The 16,553-nt window shown below is 72.8% G+C and carries 14 protein-coding genes and 1 riboswitch; of the genes, 3 read left to right on the top strand and 11 right to left on the bottom strand.

All coding sequences use genetic code 11. The features are described 5' to 3' along the window. Positions 1–12 precede the first annotated feature (12 nt). Positions 13–1,221 (top strand): lytic transglycosylase domain-containing protein, encoded by a 1,209-nt coding sequence (locus tag ACVHNB_RS32360; protein WP_456226473.1) that lies wholly within the window; start codon positions 13–15, stop codon positions 1,219–1,221. On the opposite strand, the gene ACVHNB_RS32355 is transcribed toward ACVHNB_RS32360, so the two are convergent. Then, entirely contained in the window at positions 1,195–2,811 is a 1,617-nt protein-coding gene (locus tag ACVHNB_RS32355; RefSeq protein ID WP_456226472.1) for a hypothetical protein, read from the bottom strand. The genes ACVHNB_RS32360 and ACVHNB_RS32355 overlap by 27 nt on opposite strands. A gap of 140 nt (positions 2,812–2,951) precedes the next feature. Beyond that, positions 2,952–4,202, bottom strand: a complete 1,251-nt coding sequence (locus tag ACVHNB_RS32350) for a cytochrome P450 (RefSeq protein ID WP_428954975.1) — start codon at positions 4,200–4,202, stop codon at positions 2,952–2,954. Between the two features lie 240 nt (positions 4,203–4,442). Here ACVHNB_RS32350 and ACVHNB_RS32345 point away from each other — a divergent pair, with 240 nt between their 5' ends. Beyond that, positions 4,443–5,612, top strand: a complete 1,170-nt coding sequence (locus ACVHNB_RS32345) for a steroid 3-ketoacyl-CoA thiolase (protein WP_428954976.1) — start codon at positions 4,443–4,445, stop codon at positions 5,610–5,612. Between the two features lie 122 nt (positions 5,613–5,734). On the opposite strand, the gene ACVHNB_RS32340 is transcribed toward ACVHNB_RS32345, so the two are convergent. The 9 genes from ACVHNB_RS32340 to ACVHNB_RS32300 all read right to left on the bottom strand — a co-directional run bounded on the left by ACVHNB_RS32340 (position 5,735) and on the right by ACVHNB_RS32300 (position 14,886). Continuing rightward, positions 5,735–6,139 carry an aggregation-promoting factor C-terminal-like domain-containing protein gene (locus ACVHNB_RS32340; protein WP_428954977.1) on the bottom strand — a complete coding sequence of 135 codons (405 nt, stop codon included), beginning with the start codon at positions 6,137–6,139 and terminating at the stop codon, positions 5,735–5,737. Positions 6,140–6,414: 275 nt separating this feature from the next. Next, positions 6,415–7,407 carry an ECF transporter S component gene (locus ACVHNB_RS32335; protein ID WP_428954978.1) on the bottom strand — a complete coding sequence of 331 codons (993 nt, stop codon included), beginning with the start codon at positions 7,405–7,407 and terminating at the stop codon, positions 6,415–6,417. Beyond that, positions 7,404–9,023 (bottom strand): ABC transporter ATP-binding protein, encoded by a 1,620-nt coding sequence (locus tag ACVHNB_RS32330; RefSeq protein ID WP_428954979.1) that lies wholly within the window; start codon positions 9,021–9,023, stop codon positions 7,404–7,406. Before ACVHNB_RS32330 ends, ACVHNB_RS32335 begins: the two co-directional genes overlap by 4 nt. Continuing rightward, entirely contained in the window at positions 9,020–10,147 is a 1,128-nt protein-coding gene (locus tag ACVHNB_RS32325; RefSeq protein ID WP_456226471.1) for a CbiQ family ECF transporter T component, read from the bottom strand. The genes ACVHNB_RS32330 and ACVHNB_RS32325 overlap by 4 nt, the downstream gene beginning before the upstream one ends. Positions 10,148–10,151: 4 nt before the next feature. Beyond that, positions 10,152–10,796 (bottom strand): SCO2322 family protein, encoded by a 645-nt coding sequence (locus ACVHNB_RS32320; protein ID WP_428954981.1) that lies wholly within the window; start codon positions 10,794–10,796, stop codon positions 10,152–10,154. Continuing rightward, on the bottom strand, positions 10,793–12,019 hold the full coding sequence (locus ACVHNB_RS32315; RefSeq protein ID WP_456226470.1) for a prenyltransferase/squalene oxidase repeat-containing protein: 1,227 nt from the start codon (positions 12,017–12,019) through the stop codon (positions 10,793–10,795). The genes ACVHNB_RS32320 and ACVHNB_RS32315 overlap by 4 nt, the downstream gene beginning before the upstream one ends. Positions 12,020–12,132: 113 nt before the next feature. Further along, positions 12,133–12,184: riboswitch (cobalamin riboswitch) on the bottom strand. 95 nt (positions 12,185–12,279) lie between these two features. Next, a complete protein-coding gene (locus ACVHNB_RS32310; RefSeq protein ID WP_428954983.1) occupies positions 12,280–13,446 on the bottom strand; it encodes a flotillin family protein in 1,167 nt (388 codons plus the stop codon). A 14-nt stretch (positions 13,447–13,460) separates the two neighbouring features. Continuing rightward, the gene (locus ACVHNB_RS32305; RefSeq protein ID WP_456226469.1) at positions 13,461–13,718 is read right to left on the bottom strand and encodes a hypothetical protein; all 258 of its coding nucleotides are present in this window, start codon (positions 13,716–13,718) and stop codon (positions 13,461–13,463) included. A 106-nt stretch (positions 13,719–13,824) separates the two neighbouring features. Next, entirely contained in the window at positions 13,825–14,886 is a 1,062-nt protein-coding gene (locus ACVHNB_RS32300; protein WP_456226468.1) for an MBL fold metallo-hydrolase, read from the bottom strand. Between the two features lie 198 nt (positions 14,887–15,084). On the opposite strand from ACVHNB_RS32300, the gene ACVHNB_RS32295 reads away from it, so the two are divergent. After that, positions 15,085–16,548 carry an aldehyde dehydrogenase gene (locus tag ACVHNB_RS32295; protein ID WP_456226467.1) on the top strand — a complete coding sequence of 488 codons (1,464 nt, stop codon included), beginning with the start codon at positions 15,085–15,087 and terminating at the stop codon, positions 16,546–16,548. Positions 16,549–16,553 lie beyond the last annotated feature (5 nt).

Genomic DNA, 16,553 nt, shown 5'->3' with positions numbered 1-16,553 from the left:
GAAAGGGCCCCCATGCGAACCCCGCGTATCCGTCGCCGCCGCCCCCGCCTGCACCGCGGCCTGCGCGGCACCGCCGTCGCCGTCGCCGCGACCGCGCTGCTGACCGCATCCCAAGCACCTGATGTCGTCAGGGAGTTGGCCGAGCGGGCGGTGCCGGACCCCGATCCGGCCGCGGTCGCCACCGAGCCGCTGCCCCGCGTCGACTCCCAGGGCGACGACTCGTACCACACCGAACTGCCGCCCCTGGCGACCCCGCAAGCGCCGAGCCTGACGTACCCGGCGCAGCAGGTCGCGCGGTCCGAGTCGGGCATCCCGGCCACCGTCCTCGCCGCGTACCGGCGGGCCGAGTCCTCCGTCGCCCGCACCGACCCGGGCTGCCGCCTGCCCTGGCAGCTGCTCGCGGCGATCGGCAAGGTCGAGTCGGGCCAGGCCCGCGGCGGCGACGTCGACGCGCACGGCACCACCCGGCACCGCATCACCGGGCCCGCCCTGAACGGCGACGGCTTCGCCCTGATCCGCGACACCGAAGGCGGCGCCTGGGACGGCGACCCCGTGTACGACCGGGCCGTCGGGCCGATGCAGTTCCTGCCCGGGACCTGGCGGCGCTGGGGCGCCGACGGCAACGGCGACGGCCGCTCCGACCCCAACAACATCTTCGACGCCGCCCTGGGCGCCGGGCACTACCTGTGCGCGGGCAACCGGGACCTCGGCACCGCGGGCGGTCTGGAGCGGGCGGTCCTCAGCTACAACTACTCCCGCGACTACCTCCAACTCGTCCTGCACTGGCTGGAGTTCTACCGCGAGGGCGTGCATACCGTGCCGGACGGCCGCGGGGTGATCCCGGTCAGCCCGGGCGCCGGATCGAAGACCCCGGCCAAGGAGCCGGTGGGGCACGGCGGCGGCATCGTCATCGGGCCCCCTCCGACGAAGAGCCCCGGCCCGAGCCCGACCCCGAAGCCCACCGGCGAGCCGAGCCCGACCCCCGGCCCCTCCGACTCGCAGATCCCGCCCACCGATCCGCCGACGACGCAGCCCCCCACGGACCCGCCCACCACCGAGCCGCCCACCGGTGAGCCGCCCACCGAGGGGCCGACCGACCCCGGCACCCCGTCCGGCTGCCCCACCGACACGGCGTCCCCGACCGTCTCGCCCACGCCGACCAGCACCCCGGAGCCTGACCCGACGGACTCGTCCTCACCGTGCGCGACACCCGGCGCCTGACCGGCCCGGCGAGGGCGACGGCTCCCAGTCCGAGCCGATCCGGTAGGTGCCGGCCGCGGGCGCCGTCAGCTCCGTGAACTCGCCCCGCGCGCGCACCTTCAGGCAGCCGCCCTCGGACCTGAGCCACGGCGAGTACGCGACCCGCAGCGTCGCCGACCCCGCCCGCCGGAAGCGCACCGTGACCCGCGCCCCGTCCGAGCTGACCACGGACGCGGGCGCGGACACCAGCGGCATCGCGTCCCGCACCCGGAACACCCGCCAGTGCGGGTCGCGCCACACCGGCTCCAGATAGGCGGCCCCGCCGCGCACGAACGCGGCCTCCTGCTCGGCGAACCCGTCCGGCCGGCCCTCCGGCAGCACCACGAAGCCGACGGCCCACCGGTCCAGCCAGGCCCGGTACGTCGCCGCCGAGAACGTGCCGTCGTAGAAGAGCCGCCCCCGCTCGATGTCGAGCTGCCGGTTCCAGCCGCGCGCCATGTTCACGTACGGGGCGAGCCGGGTCGCCTCACGGTGGTTGCGGGCCGGGATCACCTCGACGCGGGTGCGGTCCGCGCCGAGCCGCCGCAACTCCCTTACGACACCGTGCGTCTGGGCCGCCCACGACGGTACATGCGTCGACACCTCCAGGTCGTCAGCCGTCTTCTTCACCACCCACGCCGACGACAGCACGAGCGCGACCACCAGGACCGCGACCCTGGCACGGGTCAGCCCCGGCGTGCGGGCCGCCGCCAACAGAACGGCGGGCGCGGCGAGTTCGGCCAGCCGCTCCACGTTCGTGCCGACGGGGGAGGGGACGAGATACGTGAGGACGGTGCCGGCCGCGTAGACCACGGCGGCCCAGCGCGCCGCCCGCCAGTGCCGCGGGCCCGCCACCGCCAGCGCGAGGGCGAACAGGACGGGTGGCCAGATCCGGCTCAGCGGCATCAACTGCTCGCCCTTGAAAGGGAAGAACAGCGTCGTCAGACCCACCACCACGGCGGGCGGCACCAGCAGCGCCGCCGCCCGTCCCCATGCGCGTACGCCCAGATGTCCCGCCCCGACGACGGCGACGAACAGCCCGGCCACCGGGGACGCCATCGTGGCGAGCGTCCCGCACACCGCCGCGGCGGCGAACCGGCGCCGCCCCGTCAGCGCCGCACAGGCACCGAGCCCGAACGCGACCCCGAGCGCGAACGTCGTGCGCCCCGACGCCACGTTGCACCACAGCGCCAGGGAGAGCAGCACGGCCGGGGCCAGCGGACGGCTGATTCCGGTGCGGACGACCAGGACGGAGCCGAGCCAGGCCGCCGCGAGCCCGGACACCACCGTCACGGGGCGCACCCCGAGTCCGGCCATCAGATAGGGCGAGATCAGCGAGTAGTTGGCGGTGTGCATGCCGCCGTACCAGAACAGGTTGTACGCCGACGCCCCGTGGTCGGCGGCGAACCGGGCCCAGGCCTGCTGGGCCGCGAGATCGCCGCCGCCGGTCGCCAGGAACAGCGCCCACACCGCGTACAGGGGCAGGGTGGGTGCGGTGGCGAGCAGCGCCACGCGGTGGCGTGCGGCCAGGGCGGGACGCCGGCGTGCGAGGGGCAGGTCGGCCGTGGCCACGGGTACCGGTCCGTTCCGTTGCGGGACGCTGGGGTGGAGCAGGGCATGCTCCACGGACGAAGACGCGCAACGCAACGGAAATGTTCACTCAGCGGTGAATCGTGGGGGAGTTCCGGCCGAAGTTCACCGGCCCGTGGCGGTCAGCCCGCGCTGGTGGACACCTTCAGTTCCTTGACGCCGTTGAGCCAGGCCGCGCGCAGCCGGCGCGGATCGCCGGCGAGCCGCAGACCGGGCATCGCGTCGGCGATCGCGTTGAAGATCAGGTCGATCTCCAGGATGGCGAGCGACTTGCCGAGGCAGAAGTGCGGTCCGCCGCCGCCGAAGCCGAGGTGCGGGTTGGGGTCGCGGGTGATGTCGAAGGCGTCGGGGTTCTCGAAGACCTCCGGGTCGTGGTTGGCCGAGGAGTAGAAGATGCCGACGCGGTCGCCCGCCCGGATCTTCTGCCCGCCCAGCTCGGTGTCCTGGGTGGCGGTGCGCTGGAAGGAGACGACGGGCGTCGCCCAGCGCACGATCTCCTCGGCGGCCGTGCTCGGCCGGTCCCGCTTGTACAGCTCCCACTGGTCGGGGTGGGTCAGGAACGCGTGCATGCCGTGCGTGATCGCGTTGCGGGTCGTCTCGTTGCCGGCGACCGCGAGCAGGATCACGAAGAAGCCGAACTCGTCCGAGGACAGATTGCCCTGGTCCTCCGCCGCCACCAGCTGGCTGACGATGTCCTTGGCCGGGCACTGCTTGCGCTCGGCGGCGAGGTTCATGGCGTACCCGACGATCTCCATGGCCGCCTCGGCACCGATCTCCTCGGTGATCGCGTACTCCGGATCGTCGTACGCCACCATCTTGTTGGACCAGTCGAAGACCCGGGCCCGGTCGTCCTGCGCGATGCCGATCAGCTCGGCGATGGCCTGGAGCGGGAGTTCGACCGCCACGTTCGTCACGAAGTCGAACGAGCCGTCCGGGCCCGCCTGCCGGAGCGCCGCCGCCACGATGTCGCGGGCGCGGGTGCGCAGGGCCTGCTCCAGGGACCGGATGGCGCGCGGGGTGAAGCCGCGCTGCACGATCTGGCGCACGCGCGTGTGCTCCGGCGGGTCCATGTTCAGCATGATCATCTTCTGGACCTCGATCTGGTCGCGCTGGATCGAGGAGTTGAAGCGGATCACGGCGGTGTTGGTGTGGGAGGAGTAGATCTCCGGGTGCGTGGAGACGTATTTGACGTCCGCGTGCCGGGTCACCGCCCAGTAGCCCGCGTCGTCGAAGCCGGAGATGCCGGGTTCCTGCGGGATCCAGCGGACCGGTTCGGCCTGCCGCAGCTGGGCGAACTCCGGATAGGGCACGCGGTCTTGGAGCAGATCCGGGTCGGTGAAGTCGAACCCGTCGGGCAGCGCGGGGCACGGCATGGGTCTCTCCCGAGTGTTCTGACAGTCCGTCAGTTCTGGCTGGAAAGGTAATAACGCGTTCTAGAAGTGGCAAGGGTCGCGGGTGTGTTGGTTCCGTGCGCGGTGCTTGCACGCCCCTTGCGTACCCGGGGTAATCACGCCGAGACTGCACGGAGAACTGGTACGCGTTCTAGTTTCGCGTGCGGGGCTTCTGCCCGGTTCTGGTCCTGCTGGTCCGGGAAGCGTGAGAGGACGACCGCCATGGCAGCCGAGCCCGTCATCGTCGAAGCCGTACGTACGCCGATCGGCAAGCGCGGGGGCGCGCTGGCCAACCTCCATCCCGCGTATCTGCTGGGGGAGACGTACCGCGAACTCCTCGGGCGCACCGGCATCCACGCGGACTGCGTCGAGCAGATCGTCGGCGGCACGGTCACGCACGCGGGCGAGCAGTCCATGAACCCGGCCCGCACCGCGTGGCTCACGATGGGCCTGCCCTACGAGACGGCGGCCACGACGGTGGACTGTCAGTGCGGGTCGTCCCAGCAGGCCTCGCACATGACCGCCAACATGATCGCGGCCGGCGTCATCGACGTGGGGATCTCGTGCGGCGTCGAGGCCATGTCCCGGGTGCCGCTCGGCTCCGGCTCCAAGCACGGCCCCGGCAAGCCGTTCCCCGAGGAGTGGAACGTCGACCTGCCGAACCAGTTCGAGGCCGCCGAGCGCATCGCGCGCAGGCGGGAGCTGACCCGGGAGAACGTCGACTCGCTCGGCCTCATCTCGCAGGAGCGGGCGGCCGTCGCCTGGGCCGAGGAGCGCTTCAAGCGCGAGACGTTCGCCGTGCAGGTGCCCACGACGGAGGCGGAGCAGGCCGCCGGGCAGGGCATGTGGCGCCTCGTCGACCGCGACGAAGGGCTGCGCGACACCACGATGGAGGGCCTGGCCGGGCTGAAGCCCGTCATGCCGACCGCCGTCCACACGGCGGGCAACTCCTCGCAGATATCCGACGGCGCCTGCGCCATCATGTGGGCGTCCAAGCGGATGGCGCGGGCGCTCAAGCTCAAGCCCCGGGCCCGCATCGTCGCCCAGGCCCTCGTCGGGTCCGACCCGCACTACCACCTGGACGGGCCCGTCGACGCGACGCGGGCCGTGCTCGGCAAGGCCGGGATGTCGCTGAAGGACATCGACATCGTCGAGATCAACGAGGCGTTCGCGTCGGTGGTGCTGAGCTGGGCGCAGGTCTTCGAACAGGACCTGGAGAAGGTCAACGTGAACGGCGGCGCGATCGCGCTGGGCCACCCCGTGGGCGCCACGGGGGCCCGGCTCATCACCACCGCCCTGCACGAACTGGAGCGCCGCGACAAGGAGTTCGCGCTCATCACCATGTGCGCGGGCGGCGCACTCGCCACGGGGACGATCATCCAGCGCCTCTAGGGGAGGGGCGAGGGGGGAACGGTCAGGGGTGCGGGGAACTGCGCGACCAGCCCCCACGGTCCGCACGGTGACGACAGAGGACCGGGGCGGCACCTTCGGGTGCCGCCCCAGTCATGTGCCGGTCAGTACCAGCCGTTGGCCTGCCAGTGCGACCAAGCGCCGCAGGCACTGCCGTACCGGTCGTTCATGTAGTTGACGCCCCACTCGATCTGCGTCTCGGGGTTCGTCTTCCAGTCCGACCCGGCGGACGCCATCTTGTTGGCGGGCAGCGCCTGCACCAGGCCGTACGCACCGGTCGAGGAGTTCGTCGCGTTCGGGTTCCAGCCGCTCTCGCGGGACACGATGTTGTCGAAGCAGCGGAACTGCGCCGAGTCCGAGATCTTCTGCTGCGCGATCGCCTTGGCGGAGGTCGGCGCTGCCTGGGCCGGCGCCGAGGCGAAGATCATGCCGGTCGTGGCGGCCGCGACGGCGGCGCCGGCGACGGCCTTCTTCGGGCTGGCGATGCGACGGAGAAGCGTGGCGGACAAGGCGGGACCTTCCGTGGGGGACGGGGGCGTCGAAGGCGCCGGGGCGAGGCCCCTGGTGCTCGGCGACCGCTCCACAGAAACAGGCCCCCGGGGTGTTCCGCAAAGACCCCCTTTTCTAGTGGAAGTCGTAAGTGGGGTATATGTCCCTTTTGTGGTCCAGGTCTCATGTCGCAGGTCAGAGGGGGTGTGACGGGTCAAGCGGACATAAAGGGCGCCTACTATCCCCGTTAGGAGGTGACCTCCGTCATGTGGGGCGCTTCACGGCGCCGGGACCCTCAGTGGCCGTCGAATGTGACCTGGGCCTCGAAAGCGGCCCGTCGTGTGGCCCGGCGCAGGGCCTTCAGCACGGCGCCCCCGACGGTCAGCGTCAGGACGACGGTGAGCGCGGCCCGGCCCAGGTCCCAGCCGAGGGAGGTGGCCAGGCAGTACGCGACGAAGCGGGCCAGGTTCTCGTGGAGCGCCGCGTCCGGCTGGTACGCGACGGAGGAGGCCAGCGCGTTCATGAAGGGCCAGCCGGCCAGATTCATGATCGTGCCGTACGCGAAGGCCGCGAGGAAGCCGTAGGCGGCGAGCATCGCGCGCTCGGGGAGGCCGCGCAGGCTGTGCGGGCCCGGGAGCAGGCCCGCGCCCATCGTGAACCAGCCCATCGACAGCATCTGGAACGGCATCCAGGGGCCGACCCCGCCGGTCAGCAGGGCGGAGGCGAACATGCTGAGCGAGCCGAGCACGAAGCCGAAGCCCGGGCCGAGGACACGGCCGCTGAGCACCATGAGGAAGAACATCGGCTCGATACCGGCGGTGCCCGCGCCGATGGGGCGCAGGGCGGCTCCGGCGGCGGCGAGCACACCGAGCATCGCGACCGCCTTGGGGCCCATGCCGGACTCGGAGATCGTGGCGGCGACGACGGCGACGAGGAGGACCAGGAGGCCCGCGAAGAGCCAGGGCGCGTCCTGGGCGTGGGCGTTCACCTGGGAGCCGGGGCCGGTGATCAGCGGCCAGCCGATGCCCACCACGCCCACCGCGCTGACCAGGAGCAGGGCGGCGATCGAGCGGGGGCCCAGGCGGACCGGGTTCGCCTGGCGGTCGTGGCGCGGGGCCGGGGTGCGGGTCTTCTCGGGGTCGGTGCGCCGTCGCTCGGAGCGTGGGGCGGGGCCGCGCCGGCTTGCGGCCTCCGCCCGGTGGGGCTCCCGACGCCGCTGGCCCATGTCCTCGCCGTTCGTACGCGGCTGACCGTCGGTGGGGGTGCTCGGTTCCTGTTCGTCCCTCATGCCAGGGCCTGCCTGACCTGGCTGACCGTGAGCCACTGCTGAGGCGCCAGGATCTTCGCCACCTGCGGCGCGAAGGACGGGGACGACGTGACGATCTCCGGGGTCGGGCCGTCCGCCACGATCTCGCCGTCCGCCAGGATCGCCACCCGGTGGGTGAGCTCCGCCGCCAGTTCCACGTCATGCGTGGCCATCACGATCGCGTGCCCGGCGCAGGACAGCTTGCGCAGGATCTTGATCAGGCGGGTCTTCGCCGCGTAGTCCAGGCCCCGGGTCGGTTCGTCGAGGAGGAGGAGCGGAGGGGCCGCCGTCAGCACGATCGCCAGGGCGAGCGTGAGGCGCTGGCCCTCCGAGAGGTCGCGGGGGTGGGTGTCGTCCGCGATCCCGGGGAGCAGTTCGGTGAGGAGGGCGCGGCAGGTGCCCGTGGGTGCGGACGCGTCCTGGTCGGCTGCCGCGCATTCCGCTGCCACCGTGTCCGCGCAGAGCAGGTCCCGCGGCTCCTGGGGCACCAGGCCCACCTTGCGGATCAGGTCCCGGGGCGGCAGCCGGTGCGGTGCGGCTCCGCCCACCTCGACGGTCCCGCCCGTGGGCTTGATCATCCCGACGAGGGTCGAGAGGAGGCTCGACTTCCCCGCTCCGTTGCGTCCCATCAGGGCGATGATCTCGCCACGCGACACGTCGAGGTCCACGTGCCGAAGGGCCTCGACACGCCCACGACGGACCCCGAGCTTCCGGGTGGCGGCGAGGGCGGTCACGCCAGGGGCGCGGGACTGCGTCGGGTGCGGCCCCGCTGCGTGGGCGCGCCCGGCGAGGCGGGACCGCAGTCCCGCAGCCGAGCGCCGAGCGTCCCGCACGGTGAGGGGGAGCGGGTCCCAGCCCGCCAGCCGGCCCAGGCCCACCACCGGCGGGTACACGGGCGACGCCGCCATCACCGTCGCCGGGTCGCCGACCAGCAGCGGCTCCCCGGGAGCGGGCAGCAGCGCCACCTGGTCCGCGTACTGGACGACCCGCTCCAGGCGGTGCTCGGCCATGAGGACCGTCGTGCCGAGGTCGTGCACCAGGCGTTGCAGGACCGAGAGGACCTCCTCCGCGGCGGCCGGGTCGAGCGCGGACGTCGGCTCGTCCAGGACCAGCACCTGGGGGTGCGTGGTGAGGACCGAGCCGATCGCCACCCGCTGCTGCTGCCCGCCCGAGAGCGTGGCGATGGGCCGGTTGCGGAGATCCGCCAGGCCCAGCAGGTCGAGGGTCTCCTCGACGCGGCGCCGCATGACGGGCGGGGTCAGGCCCAACGACTCCATGCCGTACGCGAGTTCGTCCTCCACCGTGTCCGTGACGAAGTGGGCGAGCGGGTCCTGGCCCACCGTCCCGACGACATCGGCCAGCTCACGCGGCTTGTGGGTACGGGTGTCGCGGCCCGCGACCGTGACCCGGCCGGTCAGCGTGCCCCCGGTGAAGTGCGGCACGAGCCCGCTGACCGCCCCGAGCAGCGTCGACTTGCCGACCCCGGACGGCCCCGCGAGCAGCATCAACTCGCCCTCGGGCACCGTGAGTTCGACATCGGTGAGGGTCGGGCCCGGGGCGTCGCCGTAGCGTACGGAGACCTTCTCGAAGCGGATCACTGTGCTGCCTCCGTCGGCTGCTTGGTGGCGAGGGGCGGGGCCGGGGCGACGAACGCCGGGAGCAGCCCGAGCAGGACGCCCGCCGCCGGCCACAGCGGCAGCGTCGGTGCGGTGAGGGGGACGACCTGCGGCTGCAGTGCGGTGGGGTCCTGCGCGCCGGACCAGATCATGACCGCCGCCACCGCCGCCCCGGACGCCGCGACCAGCCAGGCCCGTACGCCCCAGACGTCGGGGCGGTACCGGGTGCGGACCGAACGGCGGCCGCCCAGCCACAGGCCCGCGAGCGCCGAGGCGACCCCGATGAGGAGGACCGGCAGGCCGTAGCCCGCGCCGGACGAGGCCAGGAGGCCGTACGTCCCCGCGCAGACCCCGATCAGCCCGCCCAGGGTGAGCGCGGCCGTGGCCCGGCGGACCGCCGCGGGGACCTCGGCGGTGCGGCCGTAACCGCGCGCGTCCATCGCCGCGGCCAGGGACACCGAGCGCTCCAGCGCGCCCTCCAGCACCGGCAGTCCGACCTGGAGCAGCCCGCGCAGGCCCGTGTCGGGGCGGCCCCGAAGGCGCCGGGCCGCGCGCAGGCGGCGCACGTCCGCGATCAGGTTCGGCGCGAACGTCATCGCCACGACGACCGCGACCCCCGCCTCGTACAGCGCCCCCGGAAGGGACTTGAGCAGGCGGGAGGGGGAGGCGAGGGCGTTCGCGGCGCCCACGCAGATGAGGAGCGTCGCCAGCTTCAGGCCGTCGTAGAGCGCGAAGGTCAGGCCCTCCAGCGTGACCTTGCCGCCGATCCGCACCCCCTGCGCCCAGTCCGGCAGCGGCACCTCGGGCAGCGTGACGAGCAGATGCGTGCCGGGGATCGGCGAGCCGAGGACGGCCGCGAAGACGAGGCGGATGCCGATCACGGCGAGGCCCAGCTTCACGAACGCCCCGTACGAGCGCGCCCACGGCGCCTCGGTGCGCCGCGCCGCCACCACGTACCCGGCGACGCCGACCAGCAGCGCGAGCAGCAGCGGGTTCGTGGTGCGGGACGCGGCCGTGCCGAGGCCGAGTGCCCAGATCCACCAGGCGCCCGGGTGCACGGCGTTGGAACGGTGGGCCCGCGGGGCCCGGAGCGTACGGAGGGCCATCGCGTCAGCCGCGTCGGCGCTTGGCCTGCCAGATCGCGCCGACGCCGAGCAGGGCGACGACCGCGACACCGGCGATGACCCCGACGGACGGCCCGGAACCGGACGACGTCTTCGGCGCGGGCTCCTGCGTGGTCCCGTACTTCTTGGTGACCTGCTCGCCGCAGCCGGTGCCCGGGTATCCGGAGATGGCGCAGAGCAGCGCGTTGCTGTCGTAGCGCAGCGGCTTGGCCACGGAGGCGAGCGCGTCGGCCGAGGTCGCGTCCTGCGCGACCCGCGCGCAGGCGGTGCGCGGCTTCGGCGGGGTCTCGCCGCCGGGCGCGTCCTGCGCGGTGCCGAAGTCGATGACGAGGGCGACGCGCTTGACGCCGTCCTTCGCCGGGGTGCCGGCGCAGATGGCGTCGAAGTCGGCGGTGCCGCGCGGCTGCGTGGCGTCCTTGGAGTCCGCGCTCACCGCGAACCGGAACCCCTGCACGTCACCGTCGGAGGGGGTGGTTGCGGAAGGGCCCGTCGACGCGTACGTCCACGACCGGCCGTCCCGCTCCCAGAACGACCAGTAGCGGTAGCCGGCGGCCTGGGCCGGGGCCACGGTGAACCCGAGCAGTGCGACGAGCAGCCCGAGGACGAGCCCGGCCGTCCCGCGCCGGGTCACGGCTGCTGCTTCTTGCGGCCGCTGAGCAGGAACCCGGCGCCGACGGCGGCGATGAACATGACGCCGACGATCCACCAGGTGCCGAAGCCGCCGCCGTTGTCGTCCTTCTTCTCGCTCGCGTCGGAGGACTTCGCGGAGGCGGGCGCCGGGCCCGCCTTGTTCAGGGCGCTCACCAGGTCGGTGCCGCCGAAGTCACGCGGGTCGTTGCCGGTGGCGTGCGCGGCGAAGATCAGCTGCGCGTAGGCCGCGGGACCGGACTGCGCGGCCCAGTCCTTGGCGTTCTTCTCCAGCCAGGCGTACGGGTCCTTCGTGTACTTGATGCCCTCGGCGGCGGCGACGGAGGTGACCGCGTCGGCGGTGTTGCCGTAGTCGGGCTGGTCCTCGGCGCCGGCCAGCTGGGACTTCAGGTACAGGTGCGTGGAGAGCTGGTTCTGCAGGTAGACGGCGCCGTTGCGCGCGAGGGCGCCGGCGTCCTCGCCGTCCTCGCAGGTGTACGCGTCCGGCGCCTTGCCCTTGCCGGGTGCGAAGCCGGTGCCGAGCGCGCCGAGGACGCCAGCCGCGGTGGCGTCGGCGTTCGCGGTGAGCTTGCCCTTCTTGTCGGGCTGGTAGGCGAGGGCGCCGCCGCTCTTGCCCTCGGAGCAGGGCAGGGCGAGCGAGGCGAGGGCGTCGAGGCCGGACTTGCCGGGGCCGGACTTCACGTCGGCCGGCTGCTGCCCGGCGGCGGCGAGCGCGCCGAGCACGACGGCGGTGGAGTTGGCGTCGCTGGCGCCGCCGGGGTTGTAGCCCCAGCCGCCGTCGCCGTTCTGGTTCTTCTTCAGCCAGTCGACGCCCCTGGTGACCTCGCCGTCCCGGCCGCCGACCGCGACCAGGGCCTGCACGGCGGCGGCGGTGCTGTTGCTGTCGATCGCCGTCTTGGCGTCGCAGGCCTTGCCGGGCTCGGCGCGGAACGCGGCGAACCCGCCGTTCTCGCACTGCTGCCCCGCCAGCCAGTCGACGGCCTTCTGCGCCGGCTTCACGCCGACGGTGTCCTGCGCGACGAGGGCGAGGGACTGCCGCCACACCCCGTCGTACGTCGGGTCGGACGTGCCGTACAGACCCGACGGCACGACGACCTTCGGCGAGGGGGAGGCACTGGCAGCACCGTCTGCGAACGCGGCCTGCGCGCTCACGGCGCCGATCACGACGGTCGCGGCGACGAGCGCGGCACTGCGGCGAATGTTCATGGTGGGGCGGGTGCCTCTCCCTGCGGGGATCCGGGCGGCACGGCACGCACAGGCGACCGGGCGGCTCCGGTTCCGTATGCCTCGACGGACCTGAGCCGATCAGGCACGCACGAGGCATTCCGGCTCTACGGCTGCGGGTCAGCGCCGGATTTGCACCGGCTTCCCCTCGTACGTGTGTACTGACGACCCGCCCACTGTACCGGCCGGTCCGATGTGGGTCCCGGCGAGAGGTGCGCCCCGCCCGGGGGCGGGGCGGCTGCCTACCGGATGTCGACGGGCCCGTTGTCGTCCGCGCGGGACGACCCCAGGTACCGCTCGATGGCCGCACCCGGCGCGGCCGGGCCGTCCTCCCCGTTCAGGTTCTTGCGGACGGAGTCGAGGATGGTCAGCCCCTGCCCGACCAGCCCGGCCGCGATCTCGCCGAGCCCGTCGGCCCCGTTCAGCACGTTCACGTTGGCCCCGGCCAGACCCGCCGAGGCTTCCTTCACGATCTGCGGCAACTGGTCGATGAGCATCCGGTCGAGGGCGACGCGGTCGTGGGACGCCGCCGCCTCCGCCTGGATCTTCATCCGCTCGGCCTCGGCCAGCGCGAGGACCCGGATGCGCTCCGCGTCGGCCTGGGCCGGCTTCACGATCTCGGCGATGAGCTGCTTCTCCCGCAGCTCGGCCTGCTTGAGCGCGAGCTCGGTCTGGGCCGCCAGCACCTCCTGCTGGGCGCGGGCCAGCGCCAGCGGACCGGCCTGGTCGGCCTGCGCCTTGGCGCGGTCCACCTCGGCGTCGTACTCGGCCTGCACGATCGCGGTCTGCCGCGCGTACTCGGCCTGCTTGCGGGCCGCCGCCTGCTCCGCCTCCGTCGACGCCTGCGTGGCCTGGGCCTGGGCGATCTGCGCGGCCCGCTGGATGTTCGCCTTGTGCGGCCGGGACATCGCCTCGATGTACCCGGTGCTGCCGTCGTCGATGGACTGGATCTGCAGCGAGTCGACGTGCAGGCCGATCTTGGCCATCTCGGCCTTGGAGGTGTCCAGCACCTCGGTGGCCAGCTTCTGCCGCTCGGTGACGATCTCCTCGACCGTCATCGAGCCGATGATCGACCGCAGGTGGCCGGCGAAGATCCGTCCGGTGAGGACGGACATCTGCTCCTGGTCGGAGAGGAAGCGCTGACCGGCGTTGACGATCGACTCGTGGTCGTTGCCGACCTTGAACGCGATGACGGCGCGCACGGTCAGGGCGATGCCCTGCCGGGTCACGCACTTCTCCACGACCTCCGACTCGCTCATGGCGAGGGAGAGGAAGCGGGTCTTGCGGAACACGGGCAGCACGAACTTCCCGTGCCCGGTGACGACGCGGAACGGCGCTCCCCCAAGTCCCCGCCTGCCGCCCGAGATCAGCATCGCCTCGTCGGGTGCGGGAACGCGATATCCGAACATCCTTTGACGTCTCCTTAGCGGGCGCCGCCGTCGCCGCCGTCGAGCGGCGGGTCGAGCAGTGGATCGCTCCACGCCATGACGGAGACCTGCCGGTGACCGAGGGACTCCACGACCAGCACGGTCGCCCCCCGCGCCAGGGGTTCGTCGGAGTACGCGAGAAACGTCTCCGTGCCGCCTCTGACCTGCACCAGCACCTCACCCGGCCCACCGGCCCCACGCGTGCCGAGGACGAGCCTCCCCGTACAGCCGACCACAGCCTCGTCCGGCGCCATCGGCGGCCGCCCCCTTGTCGTTCCAGCTCATGAGAGCTCTTGAGAGCCAGACCATACGCCCGCGTCCTGGCCCGGACCATCTACGCGCGGCAAAGATCCGCCCCCGTCAGGGTGACGCCACGTACGTCACCGGATCGCTCCCGGTGACCACCTCCGCCCGCCCGAGTTTCACCAGCCGGCGCAGGTGCGCCTCCGCCTCGGAGACGGCGATGTTCCGGGACCCGTAGGGGATGTCGGCCCAGGGCCGGTTCCACTCCATGCGCTCCGCGAGTTGCCAGGGGGTGAGCGGGGTGGCCAGCAGGGCGCGCAGATCGGTGAGGCGGGACTCGTGATGCTCCAGCAACTCCCGTACGCGGGCGGGCGCGTCGGTGAACGCGTGCTGGTGGGCGGGCAGCACCTCGGCCGGGGCGAGGCGGCCGACGCGCTCCAGGGAGTCGAGGTAGTCGCCGAGCGGATCGGTGGAGCCCTCCTCGACGGCCGGGTCCTCGTAGAGGCCGATGTGCGGGGTGATGCCGGGCAGCACGTGGTCGCCGGAGAACAGCCGGCCGTTGCCGGGCAGGTTCGCCGGGTGCCCCTCTTCCAGGTGCAGGCAGATGTGGCCGGGGGTGTGGCCCGGCGTCCAGATCGCGCGCAGCCGGCGGCCGGGCAGGTCGAGGAGGTCGCCGGGGGTGACGGTGCGGTCGGGCAGCGCCGGGTCGAGCCCGGGCAGGCGGCGCGGGCGGCCCGCCTCGGCCGCGGCGAGCAGCGGCGCCACGTGGTCGTCCGGGGCCCCGGACGCGGTCAGCTTGGCGGCCATGTACGCGTACCAGCGCGACGGCGGGTTCTCCCGGGTGCGCCGCACGATCGCCGCGTCCGCCTCGTGCATCGCGATCCAGGCCCCGGAGGCCTCGCGCACCTTCGCCGACAGGCCGTGGTGGTCGGGGTGGTGATGGGTGATCAGGACGCCGGTGAGCTCGGTGACGGTGGTGCCGCACGAGGTCAGACCCGCCGTCAGCGCGTCCCAGGAGGTGGGGTCGTCCCAGCCGGTGTCGACGAGGACGGGGCCCGCGTCGGTGTCCAGGAGGTAGATGAGGGTGTGGCCGAGCGGATTGTCGGGGATCGGGACGCGGATGCTCCGTACGCCCCCGCCGTGGTCGGTCACCTGCGTCGCCTCTGCCGTCTCTGTCATCGGGGCTGCCTCTCCGCCGCCAAGAGCGTCTGTCGCCGGGCCGAACTCCCGTCACTGTAATGGAACGTGTAGAACTTGTTTCAATAGTCGCCCGGGCCAACCGTCTTCGCGATCGTGCCGCGCCCTTCCGCATCCCAACTAGAACTGGTATCAGTTCTGAAACACCGTCAGAAACCCGTCACGGAAGCGGTAGTCGCCATGACCGAGCTCGTGGAACACGGACAGCTGTTCATCGGCGGGGAGTTGATCGATCCCCTCAGCAAGGACGTCATCGAGGTCGTCTCCCCGCACACCGGCGAGGTCTTCGGGCGGGTGCCGCACGCCGCGCCCGCCGACGTGGACCGCGCCGTCGCCACCGCGCGCCGCGCCTTCGACGAGGGACCCTGGCCGCGGATGAGCCTCGACGAGCGGATCGCCGTCGTCACCCGGATCAAGGACGCCATCGCCGTCCGCCACGAGGAGATCGCGAAGGTCATCTCCCAGGAGAACGGCTCCCCCTACTCCTGGTCGGTGCTCGCCCAGGCGCTCGGCGCGATGATGGTGTGGGACTCCGCGATCACCGTCGCGCGCGGGTTCACCTACGAGGAGACGCGCGACGGCGCCCTCGGCAAGCTCCTCGTGCGCCGGGAGCCGGTGGGCGTGGTCGCGGCCGTCGTCCCCTGGAACGTCCCGCAGTTCGTCGCCGCCGCCAAGCTCGCGCCCGCGCTCCTCGCCGGCTGCACCGTCGTCCTCAAGCCGTCGCCCGAGTCGCCGCTCGACGCGTACCTCCTGGGCGAGATCGCCAAGGAGGCCGGGCTGCCCGAGGGCGTGCTCTCCATCCTCCCCGCCGACCGGGAGGTCAGCGAGTACCTCGTCGGGCACCCCGGCATCGACAAGATCTCCTTCACCGGGTCCGTCGGCGCCGGCAAGCGCGTCATGGAGGTCGCGTCCCGCAACCTCACCCGCGTGACACTGGAGTTGGGCGGCAAGTCGGCGGCCGTCGTGCTCCCGGACGCCGACGTCGCGTCGACCGTCGAGGGCGTCGTCCCGGCCGCCTGGATGAACAACGGCCAGGCCTGCGTCGCCCAGACCCGCATCCTCCTTCCCCGCTCCCGCTACGACGAGTTCGCCGAGGCGTTCACGGCGGCCGCCTCCGCCCTGGTCGTCGGCGACCCGCTCGACCCGGCCACCCAGGTCGGCCCGCTCGTCGCCCGGCGCCAGCAGCAGCGCAGCCTCGACTACATCCGCATCGGCCAGGAGGAGGGCGCCAAGGTCCTCACCGGCGGCGGCGCGCCCACCACGGCCGGCCTGGAGCACGGCTGGTACGTCGAACCGACCCTCTTCGGCGACGTCCACAACGGCATGCGCATCGCCCGCGAGGAGATCTTCGGCCCGGTCATCTGCCTCCTCCCGTACGGCGACGAGGCCGAGGCCGTGAAGATCGCCAACGACTCCGACTACGGGCTCAGCGGCAGCGTGTGGACCGCCGACATCGCGCACGGCATCGGCATCGCGCGCCAGGTCCGCACCGGCACGTACAACGTGAACACCTTCAGCCTCGACATGCTCGGCCCCTTCGGCGGCTACAAGAACAGCGGCGTCGGCCGGGAGTTCGGCCCCGAGGGCTACGGCGCCTACCTGGAGCACAAGATGATCCATCTACCCGCCGACTGGGAGGGCTGAGCGGC

The sequence above is a fragment of the Streptomyces sp. YJ-C3 genome, assembly GCF_053891275.1.
Note: the sequence above shows the minus strand (reverse complement) of the source record. Positions and strands in the feature narration are given on the sequence as shown.

Bases quoted from the DNA above. Each gene is read 5' to 3' on its own strand.
- ACVHNB_RS32360 (WP_456226473.1), top strand. From the start codon at position 13: ATGCGAACCCCGCGTATCCGTCGCCGCCGCCCCCGCCTGCACCGCGGC.
- ACVHNB_RS32350 (WP_428954975.1), bottom strand. From the start codon at position 4,202: ATGCCGTGCCCCGCGCTGCCCGACGGGTTCGACTTCACCGACCCGGAT.
- ACVHNB_RS32345 (WP_428954976.1), top strand. From the start codon at position 4,443: ATGGCAGCCGAGCCCGTCATCGTCGAAGCCGTACGTACGCCGATCGGC.
- ACVHNB_RS32335 (WP_428954978.1), bottom strand. From the start codon at position 7,407: ATGAGGGACGAACAGGAACCGAGCACCCCCACCGACGGTCAGCCGCGT.
- ACVHNB_RS32325 (WP_456226471.1), bottom strand. From the start codon at position 10,147: ATGGCCCTCCGTACGCTCCGGGCCCCGCGGGCCCACCGTTCCAACGCC.
- ACVHNB_RS32315 (WP_456226470.1), bottom strand. From the start codon at position 12,019: ATGAACATTCGCCGCAGTGCCGCGCTCGTCGCCGCGACCGTCGTGATC.
- ACVHNB_RS32310 (WP_428954983.1), bottom strand. From the start codon at position 13,446: ATGTTCGGATATCGCGTTCCCGCACCCGACGAGGCGATGCTGATCTCG.
- ACVHNB_RS32305 (WP_456226469.1), bottom strand. From the start codon at position 13,718: ATGGCGCCGGACGAGGCTGTGGTCGGCTGTACGGGGAGGCTCGTCCTC.
- ACVHNB_RS32300 (WP_456226468.1), bottom strand. From the start codon at position 14,886: ATGACAGAGACGGCAGAGGCGACGCAGGTGACCGACCACGGCGGGGGC.
- ACVHNB_RS32295 (WP_456226467.1), top strand. From the start codon at position 15,085: ATGACCGAGCTCGTGGAACACGGACAGCTGTTCATCGGCGGGGAGTTG.